The organism is Xanthomonas sp. NCPPB 2864, assembly GCF_056675615.1.
In genome coordinates this window covers 260152-280047 of record NZ_JBWWVS010000002.1, presented here as the reverse complement: position 1 = coordinate 280047, position 19896 = coordinate 260152, and the positions used below count along the sequence as shown (strand labels likewise).

The following is a 19896-nucleotide window of genomic DNA, read 5'->3' as shown; positions in this document are numbered from 1 at the left end:
CGCTCAGTGCGCGCTGGGCAGCGCGCGCGGTGGCGGCTCGGGGCGCAGCCACAGCCAGATCGCCACCACCGCCATGCTGCCGATCGACAGGCATTTGACCCAGAACACCGGCACGCACCACAGCATGATGCCGGCGCAGACGGTCATGGTGAGCGTGGCCATCCACTTGGCCTTGCGGCTGACCGCGCGATAGGTCTGCCACTCGACGATTGCCGGGCCGAAGCGCGGGTGCGAGAGCAGCCAGTTGTGCAGGCGCTCGGAGCCGTGCGAGGCCGCCCAGGCGGAAATCAAAATGAACACGGTCGTCGGCAGGCCTGGCACGAAGATACCGACGATGCCGGTCGCCAGGCTGGCGTAGGCCAGCAACCACCAGGCCCAGCGGAATCGAGTCGGTCGCGTCATGGGTAAATGATACGGCCAGCGGGCGCCGAGATGGTCCGGGCATCCCCTTCTCGCACCGGGAGAAGGGGCCCCAAACGGCGGATAAGGGGACGTCTGCACGCAGGATTGGGCGGGTTTTGCTTACCAATCCCCAATCCCGACTCCCCAATCCCCGCCCCTCAACTACTTGACCCCGAGCTGATCCAGCACAAACGCATACGACTCGGCGAGTTCGCGGTAACGGCGGAAGCGGCCGGACTTGCCGCCGTGGCCGGCTTCCATGTTGGTGCGGAAGACGATCGGCTGGGTGCCGGTGTTGTCGTCGCGCAGTTTGGCCACCCACTTGGCCGGCTCCCAGTACTGCACCTGCGAATCCCACAGACCGGTGCCGACGAACAGGGCCGGGTAGGCCTGCCTGGTCACGTTGTCGTACGGGGAGTAGGACAGCATGTAATCGTAATAGGCCTTCTTTTCCGGGTTGCCCCACTCGTCGTATTCGTTGGTGGTGAGCGGGATGCTGGCATCGAGCATGGTGGTGACCACGTCGACGAACGGCACCTGCGCGACCATCACGCGATAGTCCTGCGGGGCCATGTTGGCCACCGCGCCCATCAGCAACCCACCGGCGCTGCCGCCGGAGGCGGCAACGCGATCCTTGGCGGCATAGCCCTGTTCCACCAGGCCGCGGGTGACGTCGATGAAGTCGGTGAAGGTGTTCTTCTTGTGCAGCAGCTTGCCGTCGTCGTACCACTGGCGGCCCATTTCCTGGCCGCCGCGGATGTGCGCGATGGCATACACCACGCCACGGTCCAGCAGGCTGATCGCCGGCAGATTGAAGGCCGGGTCCATCGACATGCCGTAGCTGCCGTAGGCGTACTGGAACAACGCCGCAGTGCCGTCCTTCTTGAAGCCGCGCTTGTACACCAGCGACACCGGCACCTTGACGCCATCGCGCGCAGTTACCCAGACGCGCTCGGTGACGTACTTGCCGGCGTCGTAACCGATCACCGGCTGCTGCTTGAGCAGCTTGCGCTCGCCAGTCTGCGTATTGAGTTCGTACGTCGTTGCCGGCGTGGTCAGCGAGGTATAGCTGTAACGCAACCACGCGGTGTCCGGCTCGGAATTGACCGCCAGGCCCATCGAATACGCAGGCTCGTCCGCCTTGACGTACTCATGACTGCCATCACCCTTGAGCAGGCGTACGCGTTCCAGCCCGCCGGAGCGCTCTTCGATCGCGGTAAACCCGTCGAACAGCTCGAAGTTTTCGATATAGACCTTGTCATCGTGCGCCACCCAGTCGGTCCACTGCTTGCGCGTGGTCGCATCGGTGGGTGCGGTCACCAGCTTGAAATTCTTGGCGCCATCGGCATTGGTGCGGATCACCCAACGGCCATCGAAATGCTCGGGGTGATATTCGACATCGCGCTCGCGCTTGGCCAGCAGGGTGAACCGCTCGGGATTGTCGGCCGGCGCATAACGCGTCTCCGACGACACCGTGCTTTCCACGCCGATGGTGATGTACTTGTCGTCGCGGGTACGGCCGATGCCCATGTAGAAGCTGTCGTCCTTCTCCTCGTAGACCAGCACGTCGTCCTTGGAGGGCGTGCCCAGCACGTGTTTCTTCACCCGCACGGTGAGCAGCGTTTCCGGATCGTTTTCGACATAGAACAGGGTCTTGTTGTCGTCGGCCCAGACCACGTTGGCCGACACGCCTTCCACCGTATCGGGGTAGATCTCGCCGGTGTCCAGATTCTTGAAGCGGATCGTGTACTGGCGACGGCCCACCGCATCGTCGGCCCAGGCCAGGATGCGATTGTCCTGGCTGACTTCCGCATCGCCGACGCTGAAGTAGCCCTTGCCCTGCGCCATCTGGTTGACGTCGAGCAGGATCTGTTCCGGCGCGTCCATGCTGCCCTTGCGGCGCGCCTGGATCGGGTAGTCCTTGCCGGCCTCGAAGCGCGTGTAATACCAGTAGCCACGCTCGCGATACGGCACGCTGGCGTCGTCCTGCTTGATGCGCCCGACAATCTCGGTATACAGCGTGTCTTCCAGCGGCTTGAGCGGCGCCATCACCGTGTCGGTGTAGGCGTTCTCGGCGTTGAGGTAGGCCAGCATCGCCTTGTCCTCGCGCTTGTCGTCGCGCAGCCAGTAGTAGTCGTCGCTGCGGGTGGCGCCGAACGGGGCCTTGACCACATGCGGACGCTTGGCCACGTCTGGTGGCGACGGGAGAGCTGCGAAGGCGGAAGAAACAGATGTGGTCATCAGGCTGGCGATCAGAAGGGCGAGGACAGGCTTCATCAGATTGGGGTCCGTTGGATGAACGCAATGCCATCCCAGCACCCGAGTGTGGAAGAGCCCGGCCGGGAGCGTCATGTGCCCGAGGTCATGCTGCTCTATCCTCTTCGGTATGGACTCCCTACATTCGCATGCCCCCCGCTACAGCCGCCGCAGCCAGGACATCGCGCCGTTTCATGTGATGGCGCTATTGGCGCGCGCCAATGCGCTGGAACAGGCCGGCCACGATGTGATCCACCTGGAGATCGGCGAACCGGATTTCACCACCGCCGCACCGATCGTCGCGGCCGGACAGGCCGCACTGGCGGCCGGACACACCCGCTACACCGCCGCCCGCGGCCTGCCCGCGCTGCGCGCCGCCATCGCCGGGTTTTACGCGCAGCGGTACGGCTGCGCTATCGATCCGGAACGCATCCTGGTCACCCCTGGCGGCTCCGGCGCATTGCTGCTGGCCAGCAGCCTGTTGGTCGACCCGGACAAACACTGGCTGCTCGCCGACCCCGGCTATCCGTGCAACCGGCATTTCCTGCGCCTGGTCGAAGGCGCCGCGCAACTGGTGCCGGTCGGCGCAGACACCGATTACCAACTGACGCCAGGCCTGGTCGACGCCTGCTGGAACGCCGACAGCGTCGGCGCACTGGTCGCCTCGCCGGCAAATCCCACCGGCAGCGTGCTGTCGCGCGCGCAACTGGCCGGCTTGTCGCAGGCGCTGCATGCGCACGGCGGCCACCTGGTGGTGGACGAGATCTACCACGGCCTGACCTATGGCATGGACGCGCACAGCGTGCTGGAAGTGGACGACAGCGCCTTTGTGCTGAACAGTTTTTCCAAGTACTTCGGCATGACCGGTTGGCGCCTGGGCTGGCTGATCGCCCCGCCCAAGGCGGTGCCAGAACTGGAGAAACTCGCGCAAAACCTCTACATCAGCGCCTCGACCATTGCGCAGCACGCAGCGCTTGCATGTTTCACGCCAGAGAGCATCGCCATCTTCGAAGCACGCCGTGCCGAGTTCCAGCAGCGCCGCGACTATCTGCTGCCCGCGCTGCGCCAGCTTGGCTTCAACATCGCCGTCGAACCGCAGGGTGCGTTCTATCTGTACGCGGATATCAGCGCATTCTCGGACGATGCCCAGGCCTTCTGCGCACACTTCCTGGAGACCGAGCATGTCGCCTTCACTCCCGGTATCGACTTCGGCCACCACCGCGCCAATCAGCACGTCCGCATCGCCTATACGCAGAGCCTGCCGCGTCTTGAGCAGGCGGTGGAGCGGATTGCGCGTGGTTTGCAACGTCTTTGATCGAACCAGCGCCAGTGCGCACGGCGCCTCTCGTCGAGCAGCGCCTGGACGTGGCCGCAGGTTCACTGCCTCGATGTAAACAGCCATGACTGTGATTTGTCGCTGCTTTTGCACTGCTGTTTGTGGGCTTGCCTCGCCCTGCAGCGAACCAAGCGCCGCAGCCACGCGTGGCTGCATGGGCACCCTGCTGGGCCGTAGCCAGTGGCGTGCGCACGTACCCTCATCCGCCCTTCGGGCACCTTCTCCCGATGGGAGAAGGAACCAACAAAAAGCCCTGGACCATTCGGCCCAGGGCTTTCTTCAACGCAGCACCTGATCAAGACAACTCGAATTACCGAGCTGCCTTGGGTCGGCAACTCAATCCGCCAGCCGCTCCCACAGGAAGCTGTAGGCCAGCGCCGCCATATGCGCGGCCTGTGCGTTGTTGGCCGCGCCGCCGTGGCCGCCTTCGATGTTTTCGTAATAGGTCACGTCCTTGCCGGCCTCGATCATCTTGGCGGCCATCTTGCGCGCGTGGCCCGGATGTACGCGATCGTCGCGCGTGGAGGTCAGGAAGATCACCGGCGGATAGGTCTTGCCCGGGTCGAACAGGTGGTACGGCGAGAAGGTCTGGATGAACTTCCAGTCGTCGGTATCCGGGTTGCCGTACTCGGCCATCCACGAGGCACCGGCCAGCAGATGGCTGTAGCGCTTCATGTCCAGCAGCGGCACCTGCACCACCACCGCGCCGAACAGCTCCGGATACTGGGTCAGCATGTTGCCGGTCATCAGCCCGCCGTTGCTGCCGCCCTGCACACCCAGATGCCTGGTCGAGGTGATCTTGCGCGCGACCAGGTCCTTGGCCACCGCAGCCATGTCTTCATAGGCCTTGTGGCGGTTCTGCTTGAGCGCGGCTTGGTGCCAGCGCGGGCCGTATTCGCCACCGCCGCGAATGTTGGCCACCACGTAGACGCCGCCCTTCTCCAGCCAGGCGCGGCCCAGTCCGCCGGAATAATTGGGCGTCATCGAAATCTCGAAACCACCATAGCCGTACAGCAGGGTCGGCGCGCTGCCATCGAGCTTCAACGCCTTGGGGCGCACCAGGAAATACGGCACGCGGGTGCCGTCCTTGCTGGTGGCAAAGTGCTGCTCGATGCTGTCCTTGCCGGCATCGAAGAACGCCGGCATGGCCTTGAGCGGCTGCGGCGCGGTACCCACCTCCACCCACGACAAGGTGGTCGGGGTCAGGTAGTCGGTAACGGTCAACCACAGCGCGTCGCTGTCGTCGCTGTCCACCGCGCTGACGTCGACGGTGCCGAACGCCGGCGCACCGACGAAGGCGCTCTTCTTCCAGCCATCCTGCCCAGGCGTGATCACGCTCAGGCGGTTCTTGACGTCTTCCAGCACGTTCAACACCAGGTGCGAACGCGTCCAGGCGATACCTGCCAGCGAGGTGCTGTCGGTGGGCTCGAACAGCACATCGAAGCTGCGCTTGCCGGCCATGAAGTCGTCAAAGCGCGTCGCCAGCAGCGAGCCGGCCTTGTAGGTCTTGCCGGCCACGGTCCAGGGTTCGCGCAGTTCCAGGGTCAGCCATTGCCGCTTGACCGACTTGCTGGCCGAGTTGGGCGCATCCACCTTGACCAGCTTGCCGTCGGCACCCTTGAGATACAGCTCCTCGTTGTAGAAGGCCAGCGTGCGGCTGACGAAATCGCGCTCGAATCCGGGCGTGTCGTCGTGCATCGCGGCGATGTACATGTCAGTCGGCTTGCCCTCGTACACCACCGTGGCGGCGCTGAGCGGAGTGCCGCGCTTCCACTGCTTGGCGATGCGCGGATAGCCGGAGCTGGTCATCGTGCCGGCACCGAAATCGGTGAACACGTAGACGGTGTCCTGGTCGATCCAGCCCAGCCCGCCCTTGGATTCGGGGCGGAAGAAGCCGTCCTTGACCCACTGCTTGCCGGCCAGGTCGAACTCGCGGGTGACATCGGCATCGGCGCCGCCGCGCGACAGCGCGATCAGGCAGCGCTGGTAATTCGGGCGCAGGCAGTCGGCGCCGTGCCAGACCCAGTTCTCGCCTTCGGCCTTGTTGAGCGCATCCAGGTCCAGCACCGTTTCCCACTTGGGCGCCGGCTTGCGGTATTCGTCCAGCGTGGTGCGCCGCCACAGGCCGCGCTCGTGCTGCTTGTCCTTCCAGAAGTTGTAGTAGTACTCGCCGATCTTCTGCACGCCGGGAATCTTCGCGTCCGAATCCAGCACTTCGCGGATGCTGGTCTCCATCTGCTTGAAGGCCGGCGAGGCGGCCAGGCGCGCCTCGGTCTTGGCGTTCTGGGCCTTGACCCAGTCCAGCGACTTGGCGCCGGAAACATCTTCCAGCCAGGCGTAGGGATCGTTGGACACGGCGGTTTCCTCTGCAGAGACGGCGCCAGCGGTGATCAGACCGGCAACCAGGCAGATCGAGGCGAGTTTGGACATGAATGTTTCCGGGAGAACGAACGCCGGGAACGTAGCATAGCCCTCCGCCGCCCGACCCTGCCGAAGGTCAGGCCGCGCGCGCCTGTGCTGCCGCGCGCGAAGTGCCACGTCGGCGTTGCGCCTGCGGCCCGCGCCGACGTGGCGCACCGCGCCGCGCACCTGGCCGCATCAGGGCCGGCAACGCGAACCGGTGCAGGCTCCACCAGGCCAGCATCGGCATGCCGACCAGCCATAGCGGCAGCCAGCCGATCCACTCGCTGTGGCCGCGCGCGGCTGGCCACACCAGCACCAGGGCCAGGCCGGCCAGGGCGATCTGCCGGACCGGGCGCAGCACGCGCGGGTCGGGACGTTCGGAACGACGGGAAGGACGAATCGACATGGCGGCACTCCGTGGCAGGAAGGATCAGGACAGGCCGGCAGGATTGCCTGCGCCCATCTCACCGACTGCGACCTGGCGGCGAAAACCGGAGAGACCGCCTTGCCGGGTGCCGGCGCCGCAGTTCGACAACCACCGCCAGGCCACCAACCGGGTCCGCTTCCGCACCCGGACCCGGGCGCCCGGTTGCCGCGTCCGAGGCAGCCGCGTGCGCCAGACCCGACCGTTGACGCGAACTTGCCCCCTGCATGCGGTAGTGTGCTGCTCCAACTGCCCCTTTGTGATGTTGCGATGCGCCTGACCGTTACGATCGCCCTCGCTTTTCTGTTCGTCCTCGGCCTGCCCGTGGCATCCGCCAAGGACGCGCCTGCCAGCGAGCCGGCGGTCGATCTGTCCAAGATCATGGGCACCTGGTATGTGATCGCACGCATGCCCAACCCGGTCGAGCGCGGCCACGTCACCAGCCGCGACGAGTACACCCTGGTCGAAGACGGCAAGGTGGCGGTGCGCTATGTGTACCGCGAGGGCTTCGGCGAGCCGGAGAAGGAGGTCAACGCGCGTGCCTCGGTGGATGCCGAGAGCGGCAACCGTGACTGGCGGGTATGGTTCTACAAGGTCATACCGGCCAAGCAGCGCATCCTGGAGATCGCACCGGACGGCTCGTGGATGCTGATCTCCTACCCCGGCCGCGACCTGGCCTGGATCTTCGCGCGCAAGCCGGACATGAGCCGCGACCAGTACCGCAAGCTGGTCGACAAGATGCGCGACGACTATTCCATCTACACCGACAAGCTCAAGCGCGTGCCGCAGCTGCGCGAGCAGGTGGACCGCCTGGGCTTTGAAGTGCCTAACAAGCGCTGACATTGGCGGGCCGGTCGGTTACCCGGCCGGCGTCGAGTGTTCCAGCCGTCAGCCGACTGGATGCGCCGGTCGGGGAGACCAAGCGCGCGGCGTCGCGGCCGACACCGATCTCCACTTCATGTGCCGGCCTCCTGGCGCGGTATCCGGATGCAGCGCACAACACCGACGCGCGCAACCGGCGATGGCCATGTCAGCACGCCGTGGGGGCGCCGAATCAGCACCTCACTGCGCGCGGGCACCTGTCGCATGACGACTCGCACCCCGCGCTACGGCCCGGCCACGCTCAGTCGTAATTGCTCAAGGCCAACGACAGCAGCGCCTTGGCCTGCTCGCGCAGCGAGACCGGCTCGACGATCTCCGCGTCCGAGCCGTAATGCAGCACGTCCATCAGCAGTTCGCGCGAGTTGCTGTACGGCACTTTGAGCTCGTAACGGCCATCGGCCAGAAAGCGGCCCTGCTGCTTGGAGTGCCAGTGCTCGTCGGCGACCCAGCGCGCGGCCTTGGCACTGAACACGATGGTCGCCCAGCCCTTGGGCGCGCCGGAAAAAATGCCATAGCTGGCCGCCAGCTGCTCGTCCAGCTCGCTGTCGGGCACATCGCGCGGCACGCTCTCGAGCAGGCGTGCGTGATTAATACGGTCCACCGCAAAGCTGCGCACGCCATCGCGGCCGTGGTCCCAGGCGTCCAGGTACCAGTTGTCGCGGTAGTGGGTGATACGCTGCGGGGACACCGTGCGCTTGGTCGATTCGTCGGTGGAACGGGCGCGGTAGTCGAAGCTCAGCTGCTTGCGCTCCAGCACGCCGGAGGCCACGGTGCGGAAACTGGCTTCGTCCAGCTTGCGGCCGCGGTGCGGAATCACCCGCACCCGGTCCACCGGCCATTGCGACACGCCGGCCTGGGCGGCCAGCAGCCCTTCGATGCGTTGCTGCAGCGGCGCCAGCATCGAGGACAACACCCCGCCACCGGTGCGCGCCAGCAGTTGCTGGGAGGCCAGCAGCGCATGCAGCTCTTCCGAACTCAGCCACAGGCCGGGCAGTTCGAAGCGGTCGCTTTCGCCGGAGAGATAGCGGAACCCCGATTCGCCGTCGCCTTCCACCGGCGCCATCAGCGCATCGCGCAGAAACGCCAGGTCGCGGTACACGGTTGCGCGGGAACAGCTCAGCTCATCCTGCAGCCGCGCCACCGTGACCGGGTAGCGTGCCGATTTGAGCAAGCGATGCAGGGAGTTGATGCGTTCGTAGCGGTCCATGCGTCGATTATGTCCGAGTCTTTGCGTGGCAGGGTGAGCGTCGCTGTACACCGGCAATCATGCCTGGATCGGCGCCGCCACTGCGGGCGGGCGGGCCGCGGGCCTGCAGCGCGCGCAGGCCGGGCCTGGTTGCGATGCGCCAGTCGCTGCCGTTGCGCAAGCCGACGCCCGAACCCCTTCTGAAGCGCGGCGTTCACTTACTCATGACGCAGCCGCTCAGTCCGTTATCATGAAATCGCTTCCACCCTCTTTCGCCCCCTGTCCTCCAAAGCGAGCCGCCCATGTCCCGCCGTGCCCCGTTGTCTGCCCTGCTGCCGCTGTTGTTGATCACGCCCACCGTCTGGGCCCAGGCAGTCGCACCGGCCCCGGCGGACCCTGCCGCAGCCGTGATGCCGTCGCCGTGGGGTGGGAGCAGTGGCGAGCTCGGCTATGCCGCCGCCCACGGCAACAGCACCACCGACAGCCTCAATGGCCGGATCCGCCTGCGCTATACCGACGGCGACTGGATCCACAGCCTGGATGCCACCGCGCTGCGCTCCAGTTCCGAATACACCAACACCAACGACGACGGCAGCACCTCGCGCGAGCGCCAGACCACTGCCGAGCGTTACACCGGCAGCGCCGGCAGCGCGCTGCAGTTGGGCGAGCACCGCCAGCTCACCGCCACCGGCCGTTACGAACACGACGACTTTGCCACCTACGACCGCCTGGCCACCTTCGGTATCGGTTACGGCACGCGCCTGATCGATGCCGACCGGTTCTACCTGGATGCGCAGATCGGCCCGGGTATCCGGCGCGCGCACAACAGCGACGAAGACCGCAACGAGACCGGGCTGATCGGGCGCGGGCTGTTCGACCTCAAGTACACCGTCACCGACAACACCGACCTGATCAACACGCTGCTGGTGGAATCGGGTGAATACAACACCTACGCGCAGAACGATTTCGGCGTGCAGGTCAGCATGAACTCGCACTTCGCGCTCAAGGCCGCCTGGCAGATGCGCCACAACAGCGAGGTCAGCGACGGCGACAAGAAGACCGACACCCTGACCACGGTCAACCTGGTCTATACGTTCAAGTAAACACCCGCGAGCGGTAGGAGCGGACCTGGCCGCGACAGGCTTTCCCGGTAAAGCCTCTCGCGGCCGGGGCCGCTCCTACGAAGAGCGCAGCTTGCCGAAGAGGCCCCTGCGCGACGCGGCGGTCAATGGGCCCAGACATTCGACTACGCAACCGCGAGCGGTAGGAGCGGACCTGGCCGCGAGGGCGTTCCCGGGAGAGCCTCTCGCGGCCGGGGCCGCTCCTACGAGGAGCGGGGGTTGCGTGGGGGCGGGCATTGCGTGCGTCGCGGCCAGGTCTGGAGCTTGCGCCTGGGCGTCGATGTCGGTCGCGTTACACGTTGACGCGACGGCGCGTTACAGCTCGGCCAGCAGCTGCGCGGCGCCCTTGTCGAACAGGCCTTGCGCGACCAGGCGGCCGAGGGCCTCGGTGTCGTCAGCGCTGCCGTGCGCCTCGGCGTGGATCAGGCGTCCATCGCTGGCGCTGCCCACCATGCCCTGCAGGAACAGGCCCTGCCCTTCCCAACGCGCGAATGCCGCCACCGGCACATGGCAGCTGCCGTGCAGCGCGCGATTCATCGCCCGCTCCGCTTCCACGCAGGCGCGCGTGCGGCCGGCGTCCAGCACCGCCAACAGGCCATGGATGCGCGCATCGTCGCCACGGCACTCCACCGCCACCGCGCCCTGGGCCGGTGCCGGCAGCCAGTCCGGGACGTCCAGACGCGCGGTGATGCGCGCATCCAGTCCCAGCCGCTGCAGGCCGGCGCAGGCCAGCACGATGGCGTCGTAACCGCCGTTATCGAGCCTGGCCAGGCGGGTGTTGACGTTGCCGCGCAGGTCGATCAATTCCAGATCCGGGCGGGCCGCGCGCAGCTGCGCCTGACGTCGCAAGGAGGAGGTACCCACGCGGGCGCCCAACGGCAGCGCCTGCAGGTTGGCATAGAGATTGGACACCAATGCGTCGGCGGCATCGCCGCGCTCCATGATCGCCGGCAGCACGAAGGGCGCGTCCAGCTCCATCGGCACATCCTTGAGCGAATGCACCGCGCAATCGGCCTCGCCGCGCAGCATCGCCAGCTCCAGCTCCTTCAGGAACAGGCCCTTGCCGCCGATCGCGGCCAGCGAACGGTCCAGCACCTCGTCGCCGCGGGTGCTCATCGGCACCAGCGCGACCTCCAGCCCGGGGTGGTGCTGGCGCAGCGCGGCGGCGACGTGTTCGCTCTGCCAGAGGGCGAGCGGGCTCTTACGGGTAGCGATGCGGAGCGTGGTCATCGGGCCATTATCACGGACCGGGCGCGTAACTCCTACCTGGAGCGCACGCCGGCGCCCGCAGCACAGTGCCGCGACCGAGCAACGCACCTCAGCACACGTGACAGGTCACGCACTAACGCAATTGCTCGCGCAGGCTGGCCACGCAGCGGCGGCTCACTTCCAGCGGGTGCGGCACGTTGCGCAGCACCGCGTGCACCTGGCCATCGCCGCTGCGGCGCAGTTCCACCAGTTCGGCGCGCGCGACCAGGCAATTGCGGTGGATGCGCACCAGGCGGTCGGCGAATTCGTCTTCCAGCGATTTGAGCGACTCTTCGATCAGGTCCTCGCCGCGGGCGTGGTGGACGATGACGTACTTTTCCTCGGCCTGCAGGTAGCGGATGTCGCCGATGGCGATCAGCCGCAGGCTGCCACGCAGGCGTGCGCACAGATGCGTGCGCAACGGCGGCGGCGTGGCGCTGGGCGCCCGCCCGGCCAGGAAGGTGGCCACCTTTTCCAGTGCGGCGGCCAGGCGTTCGGGGCGCACCGGTTTCATCAGGTAGTCCAGCGCGGCGGCATCGAAGGCCGACAATGCGTGCTGGTCGTAGGCGGTGCAGAACACCACCGCCGGTTGCGGCTGGCTCTGGCGCAGCAGGCGCGCGGTTTCCAGGCCGTCGACGCCGGGCATGGCGATGTCCAGCAACACCAGGTCCGGATGCAGGTGATGGCACTGCTGCAGCACCTGCTGGCCGTTTTCGGCCTCGCCGATCACTTCGACATGCGGATGTTCGCCCAGCAGCAGGCGCAGGCGCTCGCGCGCCAGCGGCTCGTCATCGGCGATCAGCACCCGCACTTGCGTGGCCGTCATGGACATCCCCTTTCGCTGCAGCGACTCCCCCGTCACGACAGCGGCAATGTGATCTCACAGGCATAGTAGCCCTCGGCCCAGCTGGCCGCCATCCGTGCCCCGGCCCCGAACTGGAACGCCAGCCGGTGCGAGATGCTGGCCTGGGCATGCCCGGCCCCGGCCACCAGCGGCAACTGGGTGCCCGGCTGCGGGGCCGGATTGACGATACGGATCTGCAACTGGTTGCCGCGCTGGCGCAGCGACAGGTACAGCGTGCCGCCCTCGGGCATGCGCGAGACGCCGTGCAGCACGGCGTTTTCCACCAGCGGCTGCAGCACCAGGCGCGGCATCGGCAGCTCCCACGGCAACGGCTCCTGCCGGTGCCAGCGCACCTGCAGGCGCTCGCCCAGGCGCAGCGATTCGATCGCCAGGTAGCGTTCGGCCAGTTCGCATTCGGCACGCAGGCTGGACATGCCTTCGCCGGCACCGAGCGCGGCGCGGAACAGATCCGACAGGTCCAGCACCGCCTGCTCGGCCACCACCGGGTCGCGGCGCAGCAGGCTGGCGATGAGATTCATGCTGTTGAACAGGAAATGCGGACGGATGCGTGCCTGCAAGGCATCGGCCTGGGCACGCGCATTGGCCTGCACCTGCGCTTCCCAGCGGTCGCTGACGTAGAAGTAGCGCAATGCCAGCGCGGTGATCAGCACCACCGTCGCCGCGCTGCCCAGGGTGAAGCGCCAGAAGCCGACCAGGGGACCGAGCGGGGCCTGGTCGAGCGCCGCATACAGGGCGTGCACGATTCCGGCGCCGAGCATCGCCACCACCGCGGCGATCGACAGCGCGGCCAGCCCGCCCACCCGTGGCGGCAGCCGCGACAACGCCGGCCGCAGGACGCACAGCAGCACGCTGACCGCCAGCGCCAGCCATAGCGCCAGGCCGCTGGCAGAGACAAAGCGCGACAGGGTGATATTGCGCGCCGCACCGGCGTCGGGCACCAGGGTCACCACCAGCACCACCAGTTCGGCCAGGCCCAGCATGGCGCCCAACCGCGGCAGCCGGCACAGGTCCGGCATCCAGGCGGTCTGGGGCGCGTGCTGGGCCATGGCCTCAGGCGGCGGTGAAGCGCGCCTGCATCCAGGTGCGCAAGGCCTCGATTTCTTCCAGGCAGACCTGGTGGCCCATCGGGTAGGTGTGCCAGTCCAGTTCGAAACCGAGCGTGCGCAGGGTCTGCATGCTGGCCTGGCCGGCACCGAACGGCACCACCGGGTCGGCGGTGCCGTGGGCCATGAACACAGGTTGGCGGGCAGCGACCGGCTGCAGCTGGCTGGCGGCCGCCGCCGGCTCGGGCAGATAGGTGGACAGGGCGATCAACCCGGCCAGCGGTACGCTGCGCTGCAGTCCGACCGCCAGGGTCACCGCGCCGCCTTGCGAGAACCCGGCCAGCAGCATGCGCTCGGGGGCGATGCCGCGGGATTGCTCATGGGCGATCAATGCCTCGACCTGGGCCACCGATTCGGCGATGCCGGCCTTGTCGGCGCGTGTGGCGAAATCCATGCCGACGATGTCGTACCAGCCGCGCATGCGCACGCCGTTGTTGATGGTGATAGGGCGGATCGGCGCATGCGGAAACACGAAGCGCAGCGCCGGCCAGTCCGGGCGCACCAGTTCCGGCACCATCGGGGCGAAGTCGCTGCCATCGGCGCCCAGGCCGTGCAGCCACAGCACGGTCCATTGCGGGTTCGGTCCGGTCTCGCGTTCGATCACTTCCAGCATTGTGCAGCTCCGCTTGCGGGCCGAGCATTATGCCTTGCGCCATCGGTCAGACCGATCACGGGCCGGCCGAGCCGGACAGCCCGACCGCTCTCGCCGCTTGGTGCGCGCCGCTGCCCGGCGCGACAGACGCGCAGATCGCAACGCGCACCGATCCAGCCATGCGCCGCCTGCGCGCTCAGATCAGCGACGGCTCCAGCGCGGCGGCACGGCGCAGCTCGGCCGCACGCACCAGTACCTTGGGCGGATCGAGCTCTTCGGGAATGCAGAAGATGCCGGCGCGGCGCAGGGCCAGGCCGGTGCGGCGCAACGAGGTCACAGCCACGACCGGGATCGACACCGCCATGCCCACGATCACCGGTGCCATCCAGGCCGCCAGCGATGGCGACACCGTATAGGCCACCGCGCCCATGAACAGGCCGAACACGGTCAGCCCGCCGTAGCTGCGCAACAGCGCCGGCCACGACAGCTTGCCGTCGTCGCGCACCTGCGCATCCCAACCCGAATCCTTGCCGGCCAGTACCTCGAACACGCCGCGCGACTGCAGGTACATCACCACCGGCGCCATCAGCGCCGCCAGCACGGTTTCCAGCAGGATGCTCAGCAGCGCGCGGATGGCGCCGCCGCAGGCGCGCAACTCGCGCGGGTTGAGCAGCAGCGCGATATAGCCCAGCAGCTTGGGCGCCAGCAGCACGAACATGGTGCAGACGAAGATCCAGATCGCGTTGCCCTGGCTGCTGCCATGCCAGTAACGGGCGGGCGAGAACGGCAGGTCGCCGGCCAGATCGATCCCGCCACCGGCCAGCGGAATGCCGATGCCGATCAGCATCAGCAGGCCCCACATCGGCGCAGTGAAGTAGTGCCCGATGCCGATCAGCATGTGCATGCGGCTGATCCAGTGCAGGCCCTTGGCGCCCACCACCTTGGCGTGCTGCAGGTTGCCCTGGCACCAGCGACGGTCGCGGATCAGCAGGTCGGTCAGCGTGGGCGGGCCTTCCTCATAGCTGCCCTGCAGGTAGGGCACCATGTGCATGGCCCAGCCGCCACGCCGCATCAGCGCCGCCTCGACGAAGTCGTGGCTGAGCACATGCCCGCCGAACGGCTTGCGCCCGCGCAGCGACGGCAGGCCGGCGTGATCGGCGAAGGCCTGGGTGCGAATAATGGCGTTGTGGCCCCAGTAGTTGCTCTCGGCGCCATGCCACCAGGCCACGCCAAAGGCGATGATCGGCCCGTACACGCGCCCGCCGAACTGCTGCATGCGGGCGAACAGGGTCTGCCCGTTGACCACCGCCGGCAGGGTCTGGATCAAGCCCACGTCCGGGTTGTTTTCCATGCCGGCGACCAGCCGCACGATGGTGTCGCCGGTCATCACGCTGTCGGCGTCCAGGATCAGCATCTGCGGGTAGTTGCCGCCGAAACGGCGCACCCAGTCGGCGACATTGCCGGCCTTGCGCGCGGCATTGTCGGCGCGGCGGCGGTAGAAGATGCGCCCGTGTCCGTCGACGCGGTCGCACAGCTCGTTGTACACCAGTTCTTCGGCACGGCCGATGTGTTCGCGGGTGGTATCGCTGAGCACGAAGAAGTCGAAATGCTCCAGCTGGCCGGTTTCGGCCACCGATTCGTAGATCGCCTGCAGGCCGGCCAGCAGCCGGCGCGGGTCTTCGTTATAGGTGGGCATCAGCAACGCGGTGCGCGTGTGCAGGGTCGGCAGCGGCGCTTCCGGGTCGATGCCGAGCTTGCGTCCGGCGCGCGCCACCACGGTGACGAAACCGGCCACCGCGCTGGCGAAGGACATCGCGATCCAGGCAAACAGCAGCACGAACAGGCCGAGCAGGCAGCCTTCCAGCACGCTGAGGCCATCGGGCCACAACACGCTGAGCATCACCCACACCGCCACGGCGGTAGTAGCGAAGGTGCCGCCGATCAGATAGAAACGCCGCAAGCCGATGCCGACCGGCGCGGTGCGCTGATGCGGCACCTGCAGACGGCCTTCGCGCAGGGATTGCTCGGGCATGGCCAGCGGCGCTTCCGGTGGCAGCGTGGGCTGACCGGCGTCGAGGGCGGAAACGGGGAGAAGATCGGTTGGTGCGGGGGAAAGAGTCACAGTGCCGTCCATCAAGGCTGCCCGCCGCACGATCGCGGCAGTGTGGGCTGACGCGGGAGATCCCTACCCGCTACGCGTGGCGACGTCGCCGCATGCACCGCAGTCCGGGCGAGCCCGGCAGTGCGGGACCACGTCGCAGAATTGGCAGCTCTAAGACCACTCCGATGCACAAGCTCTCCTGGCTGCGACGATGACGTCGCGGCTCATCTTAAAGAATCGACCGTTAAAGGAAACGAAGGCCGCGCTGCAGTCTTCGCCCCACCCGACGAGGACCGCGCGGCAGACTACGCCGCAGCGACCGAACGCTACCCCAACAGATTGCAGCCTGGCACGCGTGCTGTCACGGGCGGCAAACCGCACTGTCATGTCAGACAACTGCAAGTGATGTGCCAGAGCCTGCAATCGGTTGCAGCGCCAGCCTGCCGGCGCGCGCGATCAAGGCGATGGGCTGAGCGCATCTAAGGCATTCTGTCGCGCGTCATGGTGGATCGGAATAAGCGATGTCGGGCTTGGCCCACGTCGGCGCAGTGCACGAAGGCTGCGTTGCGCCTGTAATCGCCGGCAAGGACACCGCACCGGGGAGTTGGTCGGTGGCCAGGTGAAGAGCTGTTGGTCGAGCGATGGATATCGGACGTTAGGCCGCATCGTTGAATGCATCGTGCATTGCTTGCACCGTGCCCACCGACCATCTCCGGTGGTCCTTGCCCGCCCACCGTCGCAGGCTCTTACGCTGCATGGATGCCGCGTAAGAGCCTACACGGACGTACTTGCGGCGTGTCCCGCGAGGGTGGGCGGGCAAGGGCCTTGCAGCCAAGGCGCAGATCAACTGCTCTGCGCCTTCGTCTCTCGCCCGTGAGTGAGCACTGGCCCAAGGGATCAACCCTGCTTTCAGCCGCTCTGCGAGCGACGCATGCGTGGCACCCGAGCGCGCGCAGACGCCCGCGGCCTCGGCCTTGAACTAGCCGACCAGACCTGCAAGCACCGGGCACATGGCTGTAGGCAGGAGGCGGCATGCGCACATGCCGCATCGAACAACAGCAGCGCCGCCTGACGGAAGCGCTGCCGCTGTATCGGCCGGTGTTACTTACGCGCAGCCTCGCTGGCGTCGCGGGTGGCGCGGAACTCCGAATCGTTGCTCCAGTTCGGCCACTGGCGCGAATCGGCCAGCTGCTGGCCCAGCGCGTACAGCACGCCCAGATCGCGCGCGGCGCCGGCGAAGGTCCAGTCCGGCTTCCACTCGTCGCCCTGCTGGTGATAGCGCTTAGCGGTGTAGTCGTCGGAGGCGGCCTTGCCCGCGGCCACGCCGCCCACTTCCCAATCCTGCCCGGCCGCATACGACAGCGCCGGCACGCCACGCTTGGCGAAGGAGAAATGGTCCGAGCGGAAGAAGTACCCCGCCTGCGGCTTGGGATCGGGCGTGTAGCGCAGCTTCCACTGGCCGGCGACGGTCTTGAGCTGATCGAGCAATTCGAGTTTTGCGGTGCCGTAGATGCCGAAATCGCGCGATGGTACGAACGGGCTCATGCCGTCCATGTTGATCACCGCCACGGTGGTGTCCAGCGGATACAGCGGCTTGGAGGCGTAGAACTCCGAGCCCAGCAGGCCCTTTTCTTCGGCGGTGACCGCCAGGAACACCACCGAGCGCTGCGGCTTGGGGCCGGCGGCAAAGCCGCGCGCCAGCTCCAGCAGTGCGGCGGTGCCGCTGGCGTTGTCCAGCGCGCCGTTGAAGATGGTGTCACCGCGTGCGTCCGGCTTGCCGACGCCGATGTGGTCCCAATGCGCGCTGTAGATCAGCGTCTCATCCGGATGCGTGCTGCCTGGCAGCCGTGCGACCACGTTGTGCGAGGTGATCACGTCGGATTTGACCTGGTAGCTGGCGCTCAGCCCCTGGCCCTTGAGTTCCACCGGCTTGAAGCCGCGCGTCTGTGCCTGCTTCTTCAAGGTGTCGAAATCCAGCCCGGCCTGCTTGAACAGGTCGGCGGCCAGATCGCGCTGGATCCAGCCTTCCAGGGTGGGATGCGCGGCACGCGGGTTGTCGCGCACCACGTCGAACATGGTGTTGGTGTTGGAGCTGGCCACGGTGTCCCAGCCATAGGAAGCGGGTGCGGTTTCGTGCACCACCAGCACGCCGAGCGCGCCCTGGCGGGCGCCTTCTTCGTACTTGTAGGTCCAGCGGCCGTAGTAGGTCATGCCGGCACCGTCGAAGGCGCCCTTGCCGGTTTCGAAATCCGGGTCGTTGATCAGCACTACCGCGATCTTGCCCTTCAGGTCCACGCCCTTGAAGTCGTCCCAGTCGCGCTCCGGCGCCTTGACGCCGTAGCCGACGAACACCAGCGGTGCGTTGGCGATGTCGACCTTGGACGAGCCGTCCAGCGCGGCGCGGATGGCGATCTGCTTGCCCTGGGTCAGCGCCTGCGGCTTGCCGGCGTGCTGCAGGGCGATGGTCGGCGTGCCGACGATATCGGCGCGGCGCAGCGGCACCGCCTGGGTCCAGGCGCGCTTGCCGTCGGTCAGATCGCCGCCCGGCTGCAGGCCGGCGTCGGCGAACTGTTTGCTCAGGTAGGCAATGGTCTTTTCCTCGCCGGCGGTGGCCGGGCCGCGGCCTTCATAGGCATCGGAGGCCAGCTCCTTGACGTCGCGCGAGATGCGCGCGCCATCGAAGCTCGGCGTCGCCGCCATCAGTGCGGTCGAGACCGCCATCGCCAGCATTCCCATTGCAACGCGTTTGGTAACAACTCGCTTCACTGCAGCACCCAGGTAGTGTCCGAACAGCCCTGGAGTGTAGCCACTGCGGCGTTCGATCGGCTATGCACGACGACAGGCGATGCCCGCCGTCGCGCCAGCGCCACTGCCGCTCAGAACAGGTCGACGCTGCCGACCTGCTGGGCGACCTGCTGCATCCTTCCGCTGGCCACCAGTTCGGCGTAGACCTCGGTGCGATTGCGGCCGTGCTGCTTTGCCCAGTACAGCGCCTTGTCGGCCTCGTCGAGCAGCTGGCTGATCAACTGGCCGTCAGTGAGCTCGACGATGCCGGTACTGAGCGTGACCTTGCCGACCTGCGGAAACACCTGCTCGGCCACCGCCATACGGAAGCGCTCGAACAGACTCACCGCGGTGTCGCGGTCCACGCCGCGCAATACGATCACGAACTCTTCCCCGCCGAAGCGGAACAGCAGATCGTCCTGGCGGAAGCAGCGCTGCATCAACTGCGCAACCAGCAACAGCACCTCGTCGCCGTACAGGTGGCCGAAGCTGTCGTTGACGCGCTTGAAGTGATCGATGTCCACGATCCCCAGCCACACGCCTTCGCTGGCCGCTGCATCCGCACCACCGGCGAACAGGCGCAGGATCACATCGTCGAAGGTCTTGCGGTTGCGCAGGCCGGTCAACGCATCGCGCTGGGCATCGTCGAGCAGGCTGCGGTAATTCTGGAAAAAGCGCGCAAAGCCCTGCAGCATCACCTGTTCGGCGGCGCCGGGTGCGCGCGAGCCGCCCACGCGCAGGCAGGTGCGGATGCCGCGTGCCTCCATCATCGGGTACACCAGCAGCGCGCGGCCGTCCTGCTGCAACTGCACCACATCGCCCGGCCCATGCAGATCGGCCAATTGCGCGCGCATCTGCGCGTCGTGGATGTCGGCCACCGTCAGCGACAGCCGGCCATCCTCGCGCAGCCGCGTTTCGGCCATGGTGCGGCCGTCCGGTGCGATACGCAGCAACGACAGTTCCTCGGACGCGCAGACCTCGCGCATGGTGCGCAGCAGACTCAGGTCGAGCAGATCGGCATCGCGGATGGCGGTCAGGTCCACCATGCGTTCCAGCAACGGTGCCGTGGTCATTGCCGCACCATCCCGCGGGCAGACGCAGGCCCGCAGCGCCGGTCACGGCACGCGGGCACACCTCTCGGGCTGGAACGCACTGGCATCACGACGGGTTACCGGCAGTCTCGATGCCGGTTC

General features: G+C 67.0%; 15 protein-coding genes. 3 read left to right on the top strand and 12 right to left on the bottom strand.

The features are described 5' to 3' along the window. Positions 1 to 3: 3 nt before the first annotated feature. Both AC1KVE_RS06200 and AC1KVE_RS06195 read right to left on the bottom strand, forming a co-directional pair. Complete coding sequence (locus AC1KVE_RS06200; RefSeq protein ID WP_026064608.1) at positions 4 to 402, bottom strand: YbaN family protein; 399 nt, start codon at positions 400 to 402, stop codon at positions 4 to 6. Between the two features lie 162 nt (positions 403 to 564). Continuing rightward, on the bottom strand, positions 565 to 2679 hold the full coding sequence (locus tag AC1KVE_RS06195) for a S9 family peptidase (RefSeq protein ID WP_481092197.1): 2115 nt from the start codon (positions 2677 to 2679) through the stop codon (positions 565 to 567). Positions 2680 to 2788: 109 nt separating this feature from the next. Between AC1KVE_RS06195 and AC1KVE_RS06190 the strand changes: the two genes are divergently transcribed. Continuing rightward, a complete protein-coding gene (locus AC1KVE_RS06190) occupies positions 2789 to 3973 on the top strand; it encodes a pyridoxal phosphate-dependent aminotransferase (protein ID WP_228911908.1) in 1185 nt (394 codons plus the stop codon). 357 nt (positions 3974 to 4330) lie between these two features. On the opposite strand, the gene AC1KVE_RS06185 is transcribed toward AC1KVE_RS06190, so the two are convergent. After that, on the bottom strand, positions 4331 to 6424 hold the full coding sequence (locus AC1KVE_RS06185) for a prolyl oligopeptidase family serine peptidase (RefSeq protein ID WP_481092198.1): 2094 nt from the start codon (positions 6422 to 6424) through the stop codon (positions 4331 to 4333). A 67-nt stretch (positions 6425 to 6491) separates the two neighbouring features. Further along, positions 6492 to 6803, bottom strand: a complete 312-nt coding sequence (locus tag AC1KVE_RS06180) for a hypothetical protein (RefSeq protein WP_481092199.1) — start codon at positions 6801 to 6803, stop codon at positions 6492 to 6494. Between the two features lie 288 nt (positions 6804 to 7091). On the opposite strand from AC1KVE_RS06180, the gene AC1KVE_RS06175 reads away from it, so the two are divergent. After that, complete coding sequence (locus tag AC1KVE_RS06175; protein WP_016903639.1) at positions 7092 to 7661, top strand: lipocalin family protein; 570 nt, start codon at positions 7092 to 7094, stop codon at positions 7659 to 7661. Positions 7662 to 7944: 283 nt separating this feature from the next. Here AC1KVE_RS06175 and AC1KVE_RS06170 read toward each other — a convergent pair whose 3' ends face one another. After that, positions 7945 to 8910 (bottom strand): helix-turn-helix transcriptional regulator, encoded by a 966-nt coding sequence (locus AC1KVE_RS06170; protein ID WP_024940221.1) that lies wholly within the window; start codon positions 8908 to 8910, stop codon positions 7945 to 7947. A 281-nt stretch (positions 8911 to 9191) separates the two neighbouring features. Here AC1KVE_RS06170 and AC1KVE_RS06165 point away from each other — a divergent pair, with 281 nt between their 5' ends. Beyond that, entirely contained in the window at positions 9192 to 9992 is an 801-nt protein-coding gene (locus AC1KVE_RS06165; protein WP_104569115.1) for a DUF481 domain-containing protein, read from the top strand. 333 nt (positions 9993 to 10325) lie between these two features. On the opposite strand, the gene hemC is transcribed toward AC1KVE_RS06165, so the two are convergent. The 7 genes from hemC to AC1KVE_RS06130 form a co-directional block, all read right to left on the bottom strand. Continuing rightward, the gene (gene hemC, locus AC1KVE_RS06160) at positions 10326 to 11240 is read right to left on the bottom strand and encodes a hydroxymethylbilane synthase (RefSeq protein WP_065032133.1); all 915 of its coding nucleotides are present in this window, start codon (positions 11238 to 11240) and stop codon (positions 10326 to 10328) included. 112 nt (positions 11241 to 11352) lie between these two features. After that, positions 11353 to 12084, bottom strand: coding sequence for a LytR/AlgR family response regulator transcription factor (locus tag AC1KVE_RS06155; RefSeq protein WP_016903806.1), 732 nt, complete (start codon positions 12082 to 12084; stop codon positions 11353 to 11355). A gap of 32 nt (positions 12085 to 12116) precedes the next feature. Then, a complete protein-coding gene (locus AC1KVE_RS06150; RefSeq protein ID WP_016903807.1) occupies positions 12117 to 13169 on the bottom strand; it encodes a sensor histidine kinase in 1053 nt (350 codons plus the stop codon). A 4-nt stretch (positions 13170 to 13173) separates the two neighbouring features. Further along, positions 13174 to 13839: an alpha/beta hydrolase gene (locus AC1KVE_RS06145; protein ID WP_024937791.1), complete on the bottom strand. Its 666-nt coding sequence runs from the start codon at positions 13837 to 13839 to the stop codon at positions 13174 to 13176. Positions 13840 to 14014: 175 nt separating this feature from the next. Further along, positions 14015 to 15952: a glucans biosynthesis glucosyltransferase MdoH gene (gene mdoH / locus AC1KVE_RS06140; RefSeq protein WP_481092200.1), complete on the bottom strand. Its 1938-nt coding sequence runs from the start codon at positions 15950 to 15952 to the stop codon at positions 14015 to 14017. A gap of 1068 nt (positions 15953 to 17020) precedes the next feature. After that, positions 17021 to 18649 (bottom strand): M28 family metallopeptidase, encoded by a 1629-nt coding sequence (locus tag AC1KVE_RS06135; RefSeq protein ID WP_024937793.1) that lies wholly within the window; start codon positions 18647 to 18649, stop codon positions 17021 to 17023. A 146-nt stretch (positions 18650 to 18795) separates the two neighbouring features. Next, positions 18796 to 19776: a GGDEF domain-containing protein gene (locus tag AC1KVE_RS06130; protein WP_054591945.1), complete on the bottom strand. Its 981-nt coding sequence runs from the start codon at positions 19774 to 19776 to the stop codon at positions 18796 to 18798. Positions 19777 to 19896: the final 120 nt, after the last annotated feature.

Bases quoted from the DNA above. Each gene is read 5' to 3' on its own strand.
- AC1KVE_RS06195 (WP_481092197.1), bottom strand. From the start codon at position 2,679: ATGAAGCCTGTCCTCGCCCTTCTGATCGCCAGCCTGATGACCACATCT.
- AC1KVE_RS06200 (WP_026064608.1), bottom strand. From the start codon at position 402: ATGACGCGACCGACTCGATTCCGCTGGGCCTGGTGGTTGCTGGCCTAC.
- AC1KVE_RS06135 (WP_024937793.1), bottom strand. From the start codon at position 18,649: ATGCTGGCGATGGCGGTCTCGACCGCACTGATGGCGGCGACGCCGAGC.
- AC1KVE_RS06190 (WP_228911908.1), top strand. From the start codon at position 2,789: ATGGACTCCCTACATTCGCATGCCCCCCGCTACAGCCGCCGCAGCCAG.
- AC1KVE_RS06155 (WP_016903806.1), bottom strand. From the start codon at position 12,084: ATGACGGCCACGCAAGTGCGGGTGCTGATCGCCGATGACGAGCCGCTG.
- AC1KVE_RS06150 (WP_016903807.1), bottom strand. From the start codon at position 13,169: ATGGCCCAGCACGCGCCCCAGACCGCCTGGATGCCGGACCTGTGCCGG.
- AC1KVE_RS06180 (WP_481092199.1), bottom strand. From the start codon at position 6,803: ATGTCGATTCGTCCTTCCCGTCGTTCCGAACGTCCCGACCCGCGCGTG.
- AC1KVE_RS06170 (WP_024940221.1), bottom strand. From the start codon at position 8,910: ATGGACCGCTACGAACGCATCAACTCCCTGCATCGCTTGCTCAAATCG.
- AC1KVE_RS06130 (WP_054591945.1), bottom strand. From the start codon at position 19,776: ATGACCACGGCACCGTTGCTGGAACGCATGGTGGACCTGACCGCCATC.
- AC1KVE_RS06145 (WP_024937791.1), bottom strand. From the start codon at position 13,839: ATGCTGGAAGTGATCGAACGCGAGACCGGACCGAACCCGCAATGGACC.
- hemC (WP_065032133.1), bottom strand. From the start codon at position 11,240: ATGACCACGCTCCGCATCGCTACCCGTAAGAGCCCGCTCGCCCTCTGG.
- AC1KVE_RS06185 (WP_481092198.1), bottom strand. From the start codon at position 6,424: ATGTCCAAACTCGCCTCGATCTGCCTGGTTGCCGGTCTGATCACCGCT.
- AC1KVE_RS06175 (WP_016903639.1), top strand. From the start codon at position 7,092: ATGCGCCTGACCGTTACGATCGCCCTCGCTTTTCTGTTCGTCCTCGGC.
- AC1KVE_RS06165 (WP_104569115.1), top strand. From the start codon at position 9,192: ATGTCCCGCCGTGCCCCGTTGTCTGCCCTGCTGCCGCTGTTGTTGATC.
- mdoH (WP_481092200.1), bottom strand. From the start codon at position 15,952: ATGGACGGCACTGTGACTCTTTCCCCCGCACCAACCGATCTTCTCCCC.